Annotated in this window: 13 protein-coding genes; 12 read left to right on the top strand and 1 reads right to left on the bottom strand. The window is 63.3% G+C overall.

The features are described from left to right. The first annotated feature begins 74 nt into the window (after positions 1-74). From QCE88_RS30030 to QCE88_RS29980, 11 genes are all read left to right on the top strand, one after another. Positions 75-1,292: a CoA transferase gene (locus tag QCE88_RS30030; protein ID WP_309908644.1), complete on the top strand. Its 1,218-nt coding sequence runs from the start codon at positions 75-77 to the stop codon at positions 1,290-1,292. Between the two features lie 16 nt (positions 1,293-1,308). Next, the gene (locus QCE88_RS30025; RefSeq protein ID WP_309908820.1) at positions 1,309-2,085 is read left to right on the top strand and encodes an enoyl-CoA hydratase-related protein; all 777 of its coding nucleotides are present in this window, start codon (positions 1,309-1,311) and stop codon (positions 2,083-2,085) included. A gap of 7 nt (positions 2,086-2,092) precedes the next feature. Beyond that, positions 2,093-2,935: an enoyl-CoA hydratase-related protein gene (locus QCE88_RS30020; protein ID WP_409018244.1), complete on the top strand. Its 843-nt coding sequence runs from the start codon at positions 2,093-2,095 to the stop codon at positions 2,933-2,935. A 33-nt stretch (positions 2,936-2,968) separates the two neighbouring features. Then, a complete protein-coding gene (locus QCE88_RS30015; protein WP_309908643.1) occupies positions 2,969-4,339 on the top strand; it encodes an MFS transporter in 1,371 nt (456 codons plus the stop codon). 161 nt (positions 4,340-4,500) lie between these two features. Then, positions 4,501-5,178 carry a type 1 glutamine amidotransferase domain-containing protein gene (locus QCE88_RS30010; RefSeq protein ID WP_309908640.1) on the top strand — a complete coding sequence of 226 codons (678 nt, stop codon included), beginning with the start codon at positions 4,501-4,503 and terminating at the stop codon, positions 5,176-5,178. A gap of 44 nt (positions 5,179-5,222) precedes the next feature. Further along, positions 5,223-5,744 carry a heme-binding protein gene (locus QCE88_RS30005; RefSeq protein WP_309908638.1) on the top strand — a complete coding sequence of 174 codons (522 nt, stop codon included), beginning with the start codon at positions 5,223-5,225 and terminating at the stop codon, positions 5,742-5,744. An 83-nt stretch (positions 5,745-5,827) separates the two neighbouring features. Beyond that, positions 5,828-6,469, top strand: coding sequence for a winged helix-turn-helix transcriptional regulator (locus QCE88_RS30000; protein ID WP_309908636.1), 642 nt, complete (start codon positions 5,828-5,830; stop codon positions 6,467-6,469). Between the two features lie 176 nt (positions 6,470-6,645). Then, complete coding sequence (locus QCE88_RS29995) at positions 6,646-7,941, top strand: acyl-CoA dehydrogenase family protein (protein ID WP_309908634.1); 1,296 nt, start codon at positions 6,646-6,648, stop codon at positions 7,939-7,941. 90 nt (positions 7,942-8,031) lie between these two features. Next, the gene (locus QCE88_RS29990) at positions 8,032-9,348 is read left to right on the top strand and encodes an acyl-CoA dehydrogenase family protein (RefSeq protein WP_309908633.1); all 1,317 of its coding nucleotides are present in this window, start codon (positions 8,032-8,034) and stop codon (positions 9,346-9,348) included. Between the two features lie 144 nt (positions 9,349-9,492). Further along, entirely contained in the window at positions 9,493-10,515 is a 1,023-nt protein-coding gene (locus tag QCE88_RS29985) for an alpha/beta hydrolase (RefSeq protein WP_309908632.1), read from the top strand. A 40-nt stretch (positions 10,516-10,555) separates the two neighbouring features. Further along, positions 10,556-10,948, top strand: coding sequence for a DUF3331 domain-containing protein (locus tag QCE88_RS29980; RefSeq protein WP_309908631.1), 393 nt, complete (start codon positions 10,556-10,558; stop codon positions 10,946-10,948). An 8-nt stretch (positions 10,949-10,956) separates the two neighbouring features. On the opposite strand, the gene QCE88_RS29975 is transcribed toward QCE88_RS29980, so the two are convergent. Then, positions 10,957-11,703, bottom strand: coding sequence for a response regulator (locus tag QCE88_RS29975; protein ID WP_309908630.1), 747 nt, complete (start codon positions 11,701-11,703; stop codon positions 10,957-10,959). Between the two features lie 427 nt (positions 11,704-12,130). On the opposite strand from QCE88_RS29975, the gene QCE88_RS29970 reads away from it, so the two are divergent. Then, positions 12,131-12,970 (top strand): enoyl-CoA hydratase/isomerase family protein, encoded by an 840-nt coding sequence (locus QCE88_RS29970; RefSeq protein WP_309908628.1) that lies wholly within the window; start codon positions 12,131-12,133, stop codon positions 12,968-12,970. Positions 12,971-13,014: the final 44 nt, after the last annotated feature.

Below are 13,014 nucleotides of genomic sequence, written 5' to 3'. Positions count from 1 at the left end.
GTTCCGCCGGTCGCGCAACTCTAATCTGCGGCCATGGTTCGATGCAACGTCGAACCCGGAGACAGGACAACGACATGATCCGAGACAGCTTGAAAGGCGTTCGCGTGCTCGATTTCTCGCACGTGCTGGCCGGCCCCGTATGTTCGATGACGCTCGCCGATCTCGGCGCGCACGTGGTGAAGATCGAGCCGCCAGGCGGCGAGATAGGCAGACAGATTGGGCCGCCGTGGGTGAACGGCGTCAGCCCGGCCTTCATGAGCGTCAATCGCGGCAAGTACAGCGTGGCGATCGATCTCAAGACCGACGCGGGGCGCCGCACCGTCGCCGAGATGGCGCGCCAGGCGGATGTGCTGGTCGAGAACTTTCGTCCCGGCGTGATGGCGTCGATGGGACTCGGCTACGAGACGCTCCACGCGCTCAATCCGCAACTGGTCTATTGCTCGATCTCGGCGTTCGGGCAGCGCGGCGAGAGCACGCGCCGGCCGGGTGTCGATGGTGTGATTCAGGCCGTGAGCGGACTCATGAGCACGCTCGGCACCGCGCAGGGCGATCCGCTGAAGGTGCCGGTGCCCGTCGCCGACATGATCGGCGGCTATCTCGCCGCCATCGCCGTGCTCGGCGCACTGCATGCAGCGCGTGCGCAGCGCAAGGGCCAGCACCTCGACGTGAGCCTCTATAACGCGACGCTGATGCTGCAGCAGATCGGTTTCGCCGCGTTCTTCGCTTCGGGTTCGGAGCCGGAGAAGGTCGGCAGCGCGGCGCCTTATGCCTGCCCGAACGAAGCCTTTCCCACGCGCGACGGATGGATGATGGTCGTCGCCTATCACACGGCACGCTGGAGCGCGCTGTGCGAGCTGCTCGACGCGCCGCAACTCGAAGCCGATGCGCGCTTCGCCAGCAATGACGCGCGCGTGCGGCATCGCGCCGAACTCCATGAGATTCTCGCGGCGCGCTTCGAGCAGCGGACCACGGCCGAGTGGATCGAGCTGCTCTCGGCGAGGGACATTCTCTGCGCGCCGGTCACGACCTATAGCGAGGTGATGGAGTCGGTGGAGTATCGGCAGAGCGGGATTGCGCGCACCGTCGTGCATCCGGTGGCGGGGTGCATCAGGACACACGGGTTTGCGCTCGGGCCGTCGGATCCTCCCGCATGCGATGAAACGCCCGCGCCCGTGACCGGCCAGCACACGCTCGACATGCTCGGCCTGTACGGCTTCGACGAAGAAACCATCGCCGCCTTGCTCAATGCCGGCGTGATCCGCGCCGCCGCGGCGCATGCCGGAACGGTCTAGGAGCGCTCGCATGGAAATGGAACAACCCATCGTACACACCGAACTGCATGGCCGCGTCGCGCTCGTACGGCTTGCCTCCGGCAACCCGTTGAACCCACTGACCGACGCGCTGATCGACGCGCTCGTCAGCGCAATGCAGCGCATCGAGGCGGACCCCGCCGTGCATGCGACCGTGCTGACCGGATCGGACAAGGCCTTCGCGGCGGGCGCGGATATCGTCGGAATGGCGCCGCTCGACTACGCGACGGCGTTCTCCGAAGACCTCATCGGCCGGAACTGGGATCACCTGCGCAGGCTGCGCAAACCGCTCATCGCGGCGGTCAGGGGTTACGCGCTCGGCGGCGGCTGCGAGCTGGCGATGATGTGCGACATCGTCATCGCTGCCCGCGATGCGCTGTTCGGCCAGCCCGAAATCAAGCTCGGGATCGTGCCGGGCGCGGGCGGCACGCAGCGTTTGCCACGCGCGGCGGGCAAGTCGACTGCGATGCTCGCGTGCCTCACGGGCGAAGCGCTCCCGGCGTCCGACGCGCTGGCGTGCGGCCTGATTTCTAAAGTCGTCGAGCCGGATGCGCTGATCGAGGAAGCGTTGCGGATCGGACAGCAGATCGCCCGGCATTCGCTGCCGGTGATCGTGGCGGTCAAGGAGGCTGTCGATCGTTCCTTCGAGTCGTCGCTGGCGGAAGGGCTGTTGTTCGAGCGGCGTCTGTTTCATGCGGGTTTTTCGCTGGCGGACCAGAAAGAAGGCATGGCTGCGTTTCTTGAGCGGCGCACCGCCCGTTTTGTCAATCGATGAAGCAAGGATGAGGAGACAGACCGTGCAGGATAGGGAACCTGATGCAAGCGCAAGGCCGCTGGTGCGCCACGCCGTTGAAGCGGGCGTAATGACCATCACGCTCGACGAACCATCGAACGGCAATGCGCTCACGCTGGCCATGACCGCGGCGCTTTCGGACGTGCTCGAAAGCGTCAACAGCAGGGACGACGTGCAGTGTGTCGTGCTGCGTTCGTCGTCGAAGCACTTCTGCACGGGCGGCAACGTCAAGGACATGCAGAGCGGCAAGGATCTGATGGACGGCGGCGTCGAAGCGGTGCGCGAGCGTTTGCGCCATGGCCTGCACCGGATCACGCGGGCGCTGAGCACGATGGAAGTGCCGTCGCTCTGCGCCGTGAATGGCGCGGCGGTGGGCGCGGGCTGCGACCTCGCGCTGATGTGCGACATTCGGCTGGCAGGCGTGCGGGCCGTGTTCGCGGAGAGCTTTCTCCGGCTCGGTCTCGTGTCGGGGATCGGCGGCGCGTGGTTCCTGTCCCGCATCGTCGGGCCCGCGAAGGCGCTCGAACTGACGCTCACCAGCGAGTTCGTCGATGCCGAGTCGGCGCGGCGCCTGGGCATTGTCGCCCACGTTCATCCCGATGCCGCACTCGACGACGAAACGCGTGCGCTCGCTTTGCGGATCGCGGCGAATCCTCCCCGCGCGTTGCGCATGGCAAAGAAGCTCGTGCAGGAGTCGGCGCACGGCACGCTCTCCGCGTCGCTCGAACTGGCGGCGAACATGCAGGCCATCCTCCTGTGCGGCAGCGAGCACAAGCAGGCGGTGTCCGGTTTTCTGGAGCAGCAGGCGCGGCAGAAGGCGTCCCGCATGTGACGCGGACGCACACAATCAACGATGGAGACAAGCATGACAACCCGACCTCACGCGCATCATCGTGGTCCCGGCATGGTACGGATCATCGCGACATCGAGTCTCGGCACGATGCTCGAGTACTACGACTTCTTCGTCTATGTCGCGCTCACGGCGACCCTGACGAAACTCTTCCTGCCTTCCACCGACAGCACCGTCGCGGCGCTCGTGGGTGTCGCGACCTTCGGCATCGCCTATGTCGCGCGGCCGCTTGGCACTGTCATCTTCAGTCCAATGTCGGACCGCATTGGCCGCAAGAAAACCTTCGTCATCACGCTCGCCATCATGGGGATCGCCACGGTCGGTATCGGTTGCCTGCCGACCTATGCCGTAGCGGGCGTCGCCGCGCCCATCGCGTTGCTGACGCTGCGCATCGTGCAGGGCGTCGCGCTCGGCGGCGAGTACGGCTCGGCCGTCGTCTATGTCATGGAACATGCGCCGGAAGGGAGCAAGGGCGCGGCAACCAGTGTCCTGCAAAGCACGGCGAGCATCGGCCTGCTGCTTGCGCTCGTTGTCGTGGGCGCGTTGCGGCTGTCGCTCGACGCAGCAAGCTTCGCTTCATGGGGATGGCGTGTGCCGTTCGTGATCTCCGCGCCGATCGTGGCCGTCGCGACCTGGATCCGGCTCGGCATGACGGAGACGCCGGTCTTCGCCGAGATGAAGGAAGCGGGCCGCCTGTCGAAGCGGCCGTTGCAGGAGACGCTGTCGAGCCGTACATCGTGGAAAGCCATCCTGGTCGCGATGTTCGGCGCGCAGGGCGGCACGTCGGTCTCGCTCTATACGTCGATCGTCTACATGCTGTATTTCCTGCAGAACGTACTCAAGGTCGAGCCGATGCAGGCCAATCTGTGCCTCGGCTTCGGCATCTTGATCGCGGCGCCGCTCTATCCCGTGTTCGGCAAACTGTCCGATGCGATCGGGCGGGCGCGCGTGATGTTGATCGGCATCGTGCTGTGGATCGCGGCGGTTTATCCGGCGTTCGCGGGCATCCGGTCGAGTGTGGCTTCGGCGCAGTGGGTGTCGGTGTCGCTGCTGATCGCGGTGCTTGCGATTCTCACTGCGATGATCATGGCGCCGCTGCCTGCGTTCATCGCCGAGTGCTTTCCGCCGCAGAGCCGCACGACCGGATTCGGCCTGGCGCAGCAACTCGGCAATGTCGTGTTCGGTGGATTCCTTCCGCTCATCAGTCTCTCGCTTGTCAACCTGACCGGGAATCCGCTTGCGGGCGTCGGATATTCGATTGCTTCGCTGTTGCCCTGTCTCGCGGTGACGTGGATCTGGGGGCTGAAGCAGGACGCACGCGCGAGAAGTGCGAGGGCGGGGGGCGTGTCGGCGCGTGGGGCGGGTGAGCCGGTGTCGATGCGTTGAGTGGCTCGTGCGATGACCATGACGCACCGCCGCTATACCAGCAGATGCCGCCGCAAAACCATTGTCTGATGGTGCTGGCTGTTGCTTCGCCTTTAATGGAGGCGTCGGCCGCGTCGATACGACGCGCTCGCCTTCGCAACGCTTCCTTTGAAGGATCGAACATGAAGACCGTCATCGTGCTTACGTCACACAATATTCTTGGCAATACAGGAAAACCGACTGGCTTCTGGCTCGAAGAATTCACCGCGCCCTACTACACGTTCAAGGACGCGGGTGTCGAGGTGACCGTGGCATCGCCGAAGGGCGGCCATCCACCGATCGACCCGAGAAGCGACGATCCCGACAATCAGACCGACACGATGCAACGCTTCAAGAAGGATGCCGATACTCAAAAGGTGCTCGCCAACTCCGTGAAGCTCTCCGACGTGCGGGCAGAAGATCACGACACGATCTTCTACGCGGGCGGCCACGGACCGATGTGGGACCTCACCGAGGATCCCGTTTCGATTGCGTTGATCGAAAGCTTCTACAACGCCGGCAAGCCGGTGGCCGCTGTCTGCCACGGGCCGTGCGTGTTTCGTCACGCGACATTCGAAGGCCAGCCGCTGGTGAAGGACAAGCGTGTCACCTGTTTCACCAACGACGAAGAAGAAGCGGTCGGCTTGACGAAGGTCATGCCCTTTCTGGTCGAGGATGAATTGAAGCGTCTGGGCGGACGCTTCGAAAAGGTGAAGAACTGGGACGTCCTCACGGTGACCGACGGGCGGTTGATTACCGGGCAAAACCCGGCATCGTCGGGCCCGACCGCGAAGGAATTGCTCAAGCTGCTCAACGCCTGATCGAACACGTTCCTGCATGGCCACGGGTCGAATGTGGAGAACCTATGAAACGCCTTGCATCCGCCGCGCTTGTCTGCGGCCAGCTTTTCATCGGCATGACAGGCCATGCGGAGGACGAAGGAAAATCAGGCTGGCGCTATAGCCTGCCGCTGAAGGTCGCGCTCGATGCCGCACAGGAAGCGCTGCGCGTGTGCGAGCAGAAGCATTACTGGGTGACCGCGACTGTCGTGGACATGGACGGCGTGCCGCAACTCGTGCTGCGCGGCGACAAGGCCACGGTACACACCGCCGAATCCAGTTTCCGAAAGGCATTCACTGTGGTCACGCTCGGCCCCGAATTCGGCTTCGACCGGTCGAGCGGCTTTTTCGAACTCATGAAGACCAGTCCCTATGCGCCGCAGCTTGCGACGGTTCATAACGTCATGGCGCTGCCGGGCGCCGTGGCGTTCAAGGTCAACGGCGAGATGATCGGCGCCCTCGGCATTGGCGGCGCACCGGGCGGCGACAAGGACGAAGTGTGCGCGGCCGCCGGCGTCGCGAAGGTTGCGAACGAACTGCCGCATTGAGCCATGTTGTACTGATGTCGCTTCGAAGAAGGGTATATCCTTGTGTCAGTCGCATGGCCCTTCCCAAACGACCTCCGATCGACATGGCTACCGATCCGTTGTCCAGCACCCGTCAGGGCATTCTGGACATCCTGCTCCAGCGCAAGAGCGGTTTGACGGTCGATGAAATCATCGAGGCCGTCGGCTTGAGCAGGACAGCGGTCAACCAGCATCTGATTGCGCTGGAACGCCGCAACTTCATCGAGAAAGGCGTTCCCAGAAAAACCGGCGGCCGGCCGGTTCAGGTCTATGTCCTCACGCAAGAGGGCACCAATCAGTTTCCCAAGCAGTATTCGTGGTTTTCCGCGTTGCTCGTGTCGACGCTACGCGATGAGCTCGGCACCGAGCGGCTCGACCATTACATGTTCGATCTGGGCGTCAGGACGTCGGCGAGCATGATTCCGCGTCTGGTCGGGAAGACGCGTTCCGAGCGCGTAACCGAGACCGTGAAGATCATGAACGAGGCAGGCTTCCGGGCCATGGAGATTGGTCCGGACCGTGTGTCCACGCTATCGCGCGTGGAGTGCACCAACTGTGTCTACCATGATCTGACGAAAGACTATCCCGAGGTGTGCCGTTTCGATATCGGCTTTCTCACCGGGCTGATGGGCACCGAGGTCGAACACCAGGCCTGCATGCAACGCGGCGGAGAAGCCTGCCGCTTTCGCTTCAAGCCGTTTCCGTAAGCTCACAGAGCGATTCTTCAGTCGCAGCCCCACTTGCACGACGAAGTTGTAACAGTCGAGCCTTTCAACACTTTTGACTATTGCGCCTGCCAAAAGCTGTGCCTATCTTGATGCCACAGGCCGCGTGTAACTCGCCCCAGTGACACGCGTGACCTGCTTCTATCAAGAGGCACAAGATGGCCATTGACTTCACCATGTCGTCGGCGCAGAAAGCCGTGCAATTGCGAGCACGGGCGTTCGCCGAGGACGTCCTCGCCCCTTTGCTCTACCAGGCCGAGCACGAATCCGATCTGACCACCGCATTCGTAAAGAAGAAACCAGCGTATATCGAAGCCTATCGGCAAGGCATTGCCACGGCGATGCTGCCGGCCGCATACGGCGGCGGCGGCTATTCCTGTCTCGACTTCACCATCGCGACGGAAGAGATTGCCGCCATCGATCCAGGATTCGCCTGTACCGTGCTGTGCAATGGCCTCGGACTGATGCCGGTCATCTGGTACGGGACCGAAGACCAGAAGCAACGCTTCGTCAGTGCGGCCACGTCGGATCCCAGCGAACAGTATCTCGGCGCGTGGACGGCGGCCGAGCCGCATCAATCGACGCACGCGGTGAATGACATCGATGATCCCCGTTCGCTGTCCGACATCACTCTGACCGCAACCCGTCGCGGCGACCACTACGTACTGAACGGAAGCAAGAAGTGGTCGTCGGCGGCGGGATGGGATGGACTCGGCGCCAATACCCAGACCGTCATCGTGCGCACCGACGGGCAAACTGTCGGCCCGAGAGGTCTTTCCGCGATCGTCGTGGAACGCGGCACATCGGGCATTGCGTGTCATGCGGCGCCACGGGACGAGTATCGAATGGGAACGAGCGCCACTATCGAGTTCCACGATGCCGAAGTCGCCGCAGACAATCTGCTTCCGGGTAGCCAGAGCAATGGCGATCGGGTCATCGACCGCAACTTCGCCTGGTTCGGACCGATGGCGGCCATTGCGGCGGCCGGCGTGGCGCGCGCGGCGTATGAAGTGTCCCTGCGCTTCTCGAAACGTCATGCGGGCAGCTCGCTTGCACCGCTCAGCCGGTTCGAGAATGTCGGCAATGTGCTGGGCGAGGTCGCGGCCAGGATCGAATCGGCGCGCTACTTTGCGTGGCGCGCCGCCGACTATCTGGACAAACATGACCAGCACGGCGAAATCTTCGGCGCGATGTGCAAGATCAACGTCACGGAGATGATGTTCGACTGCGTGTTCAGGTGCATGCAGCTGGTGGGCGCGCGTACCGGCGACGACGAATTCAGTTTCAGCAGACATTTGCACGATGCCGCGCTGCTGCCCATCTATGACAGCGGCAACATGGCCGCGCAACGGCGCCGCGTGCGCGGCATCATGGCGCACGAACGATTCAATCCACGTGCCGCCCTCGATGATCAGGCTGTCTATTCGCCGTCGCTTGCGGAAGGCGTCGGATGAAGCGCACGCGGTGGGCAACGTCATCGAAATACACGGAGCGAGCGTACGCTCGTCATGCCTGAAACGATCTGGACGTCAGGGGCTCATCTCATGCCAATCGACTTCACACTGACCGGCCCGCAACGGAAGTTGCAGAAAAATGCCCGCGAATTCGCCATCGAAATTCTTCAGCCGGTGGTCAGGCGGGCGGACGAGGAGCCTGACACGCAGAAGGCGTTCGCCATCACGAAGAGCGCTTATCTCGAGTGTTACAAGCTCGGTTTTGCCATGGGCTTCCTGCCCAAGGCGTACGGCGGCGGCGGGATCAGCAATCTGGATTTGCAGATCGTCGCAGAAGAAATCACGGCCGTCGACCCGGGGTTCGCCACCGTGCTGCTGGTGAACGGACTCGCGCTCATGCCGCTTGTCTGGTTCGGGTCGGACGCACAGAAGCAGAAGTGGCTCACCCAGGCAACGAGCGACCCGCGCGGGGAATATATCGCCGGATGGACAGTCAGCGAGGCGGTCAGTGAAACCGGCGGCACGGCGAACTTCGATCACCCGGCGGCGAGTCCGGCAGGCATCGGCCTGATCGCGAAGCATGACAAGGGGCGCGGCGAGTATGTGCTGAACGGGACCAAGTACTGGCCGTGCAATGCGGGCGGCTGGGATTTGAAGGGCGCGGACGTGAACGTCTGTATCGTGCGTACCGATACTTCAAAAGGCGGTCGCGAGGGACTCAGCGCGATCATCGTCCCGCGAGGAACGGCAGGCGTCAGTTATGCCCCACCCATTTCGAAGCTGGGGCATCGTCTGTGCCAGAACAATGCGATGACGTTCTCGGACTGCCGTGTGTCCGAAGAGAATGTGTTTGCGGTGGGAGACGGCGACCTTGTCATCAGCAAGGCATTCACGTGGTCGGGGCCGGTGGCGGCGATTGCGGCGGTGGGCGTGGCGCGCTCGGCCTACGAGTTCGCGCTGAACTGGTCGAAGACGCGCAGCGCGGGCGGCGGCGTGCCGATGATTCATCACCAGGCAGTCGGCTACATGCTCGCGGAGATCGCCATGAAGATCGAGGCCTGCCGGGCGTTCTCATGGAAAGCGGCACATTATCTCGATCAGTTCGATTCGGACGGCCACGCTGTCGCCGCGATGGCGAAGGTGTTCTGCGGAGAAGCGCTGTTCGGCGCGGTGTTCCGGGCGCTTCAGGTGATGGGTGTCAATGCGCTCGACAGGCAGCATCCGATGGAGAAGTTCCTGCGCGAAGCTGCCGTGTTCCCCTTGTACGATGCGGGCAACATCGGCATGCAGATGCGCAAGATCTGGGGTGTCATGCTGGACGAACAGTTCGACCCGCGAGCGATTGCCGACACGCGTCGGATGAGCTTCCGTAAGACAATGGAAAGCGCCGGCGCGGTGCTGCCATGACTTAGGCAGGCGTGCTGCTGAACTGGCGAAATACCATGGGATGCGTCGGCTATATCAACCGACGATGCGGGAATACCAATGGCAAGCTGCCAATCCCGGCCGCTCTTCGTAGACTGTTAAACAGGTCGATGCGGAGAGCGAGACATGGACGACATCATCAGCACGCAACGCCGCCGGACGCTCGGTGCGGCTGTCGCCATGGCGGGCGCGGTGGCATGCGGTGTGTCGTCCAGGCTCAGCGCACAGCCGGCGCAAACGAAAGCCTCCGGGACGTTTGAAGCGATCCACCAGATCGATGCAGGCGCGCTGAATGTCGGTTATGCGGAGGCCGGTCCGCCTGACGGCCCCGTGGCGATCCTCATACATGGCTGGCCCTACGATATTCACAGCTATGCCCAAGTCGCGCCGCTGCTTGCATCGAGCGGTTATCGCGTCATCGTGCCGTATCTGCGGGGCTATGGCTCCACGCGCTTCCGCTCGTCCGACACACCGCGCAACGGACAGCAGGTCGTCACCGCACTCGATCTCGTCGCCCTGATGGACGCGCTCGGCATCGACCAGGCCGTGCTCGGCGGCTACGACTGGGGCGCGCGCACCGCGGACATCGTCGCCGCACTCTGGCCCGCGCGCGTCAAGGCGCTGGTGTCAGTCAGCGGGTATCTGATCGGCAGTCAGGACGCGAACCGGAAGCCTCTGCCGCCATCGGCCGAACTTCAATGGTGGTACCAATACTATTTCGCGACCGAGCGTGGCGCGTTGGGTTATGCGGCGAACCTGGATGCGTTCAACCGGCTGATCTGGCAACTCGCCTCGCCGCGCTGGTCGTTCGACGACGCAACCTATCGGCGTTCGGCCGCCGCGTTCCGCAATCCCGATCACGTCGCCATCGTGATTCACAACTATCGATGGCGCCTCGGCCTCGCGCAAGGCGAGCCGCAATACGACGCGCTCGAACAACGGCTGGCCGCCGCACCCGCCATTCAGGTGCCCACCGTGACACTGGAAGGCGACGCAAACGGCGCGCCGCATCCGGAACCGGCGGCTTACGCACGGAAGTTCAGCGGCAAGTATGTCCACCACACGATAGCGGGCGGCGTCGGCCATAACCTGCCGCAGGAGGCGCCCCGTGCTTTTGCGGACGCGATTCTTCAAGCCGCCAGTCTGTGACGGCGGCTCAAACATGGCTGCGCGCTCAAGGAGCCTGGTTATGTCGGACCTGATGAAGACCATCGATGCGTGGTCACGGACCATCGTGATGATGCGATCGTGCATGAATCCGGCGGGTCTCGCCGCGTCGCGACACGCGGTGTGCGGGCTGCCGGACAAGAGCGCCGATCCATGCGGCGCCGGGCTGGTGGTGAGCGTGATAGAACGCCCCACGCCGACCACCGCCACGATCTACTGGCGCGACCCGACCCGTTGCAGCTATTGCGATCAGTCGTGGAGAATCCGGCGCGCGCGCAAGCGAGGGCGGTGTGCAATCAGTGGCGAGTCGATCGCGGCAGGCGATTTCGTCTATGCACCGATCCGGACCACCAGCGTGTGCAACGGGCACGCGATGATCCTTGCCTCGGTGATCGAGCAATACACGCTGGCGTGAAGCGCCGGCTATACCGTACCGTGATGCGCCGTCGGCGGAGCGGCGACGCGCCCGATCGCATCCAGCGCGACGAGCGGCACGACCGTTTGAACGTCGCGCGCGTGTCCGATGCCGAGCACCTCTGCCTTGCGGACCAGATCGGGCAGATTGCGGGAAGCCATTTTCCTCATGACCTGTCCGCGATAGATCTTCACGGTGACTTCGCTGAGGTTCATGTCGTAGGCAATCTGCTTGTTCAGCATGCCCGCGACGACGCGTTGCATGACGTCCTTCTCGCGCAACGTAAGTGACTCGAATGACGAGAACACGACCGCCAGCGCCGCGTCGGATGCGCGGCGCGCTGCATCGCGCTTCAGTGCATCGGCGATCGCGTCGAGCATGTCCTGGTCGCGGAAGGGCTTCTCGAAGAAATCGAGCGCGCCCGCCTTCATGGCCTTGACGGTCATCTCGATGTCGCCGTAGGCGGTCATGAAGAGTATCGGCATGTGCACGCCATGGCGCGCCAGGTCGGTCTGGAACGCCAGGCCGCTCGCGCCGCGCAGGCGCACGTCGAGGACAAGACAGCTCGGCACGGCGTATTTGGGAAAGGCGAGGAATTCGGCGGGCGAGTCGAAGGTCTGGACCCGCAGCCTGACCGAACGCACCAGACTCTGCAAGGTGAAGCGGATCGACTCGTCGTCATCGACCACATAGACCACCGGCGTCTGATCATCCGGCGTGGCGCCGCCGGACGCGGATAGCAGCATGGAGTTCATCTTTCCTCCTGTGCAGAGACCTTGCGCGGATGAGTCCGGGGCAAGAATCAGATTCGATACGTCAGGAAAGTCACGACAGGCAAGGGGAGTGTCCAGGCGGCCGACCCATTCGGTCACGCGCCTGGCGCCATGTCATGACTGTGGGCCAGCGTCATGTTACATAGCGATGCGAAACACTCTAGCAGGATTTAATAAAAAAATTCTGCCGAGTTGTGAGCGATGTTGGCTGCGATCCGGACTCCGTTGCAGCGTCGCGGGTTAAATAACCTTTGACGCGCTGAACAGGTTCTGCAACGCGCCGTATCGCTGCTGCGTGCACCTCGTATAGACCGACATACGTTGGTATGAACACGCCGCCGGGCCGCGGTTTCCACCACTATAGTTGCTGCATCACGCGACCGAAAACATCGGTAATGGAGAAAGCGACATGACCTTCGATAGCACCCGCGCGCAGATCCGGATCGAGCCGCGCAGCCCGTCGTACTGGCGCGTCATCATCGATCAGCCGCCGTTCAATATCTTCGGGCCGGATATGCTGCCGCAGCTCAACGCCGTGGTCACCGCGCTTGAAACGGACCCGCATGTGCAGGTGGTGGTCTTCGAGAGCGCGGTGCCGGGCTTCTTTCTCACGCACTACGATTTTGAGCCGCCGCTCGAAGCCACGACCAGCATGGCGCCCGGTCCGACGGGATTGCCGCCGTTGCCCGACATGCTGGTGCGCATTGGCCGGATGCCGGTGATCTCGATTGCGAAGATTCGCGGTCGCGCAACCGGTGTCGGCAGCGAACTGGCGCTGGCGAGCGACATGCGCTTCGCGAGCCGCGACAACGCGTTGCTGTCGCAATGGGAAATCGGCGCCGGGCTCGTGCCCGGGGGCGGACCCATGACGCGGCTGTCGCGGCTGATCGGTCGGGGGCGCGCGCTCGAAGTGCTGACGAGCGGAAACGACTTCGACGGCGCGCTGGCGGAGCGCTACGGCTACGTCAACCGGGCGTTGCCGGACGAGGAACTCGACGACTTCGTCGAAGCGCTCGCCACGCGCATCGCTTCCTTCGACAAGCAATCGCTTGCGGTCATCAAGCGCCATGTCAATGCACAGACGTTGCCGCCCGATACATCCGTCGCACCCGAATGGGACGCCTTCATCGCCGCCGTGCAGCGGCCGGCCGCTCGCGAGAAGATCGCTCAATTGATGGAGATGGGTTTGCAGAAGGATCCGGATGTGGAAGCGAGACTCGCGCATTACACAGGATCGTTGTGGCGCTAGTCCTTCTTCGGGTGAAGAGTGGCGCAAGCCAGGGAAGGTGAAAC

Origin of the sequence: Caballeronia sp. LZ035 (assembly GCF_031451175.1) — a bacterium.
Taxonomy (GTDB): domain Bacteria; phylum Pseudomonadota; class Gammaproteobacteria; order Burkholderiales; family Burkholderiaceae; genus Caballeronia.
Note: the sequence above shows the minus strand (reverse complement) of the source record. Positions and strands in the feature narration are given on the sequence as shown.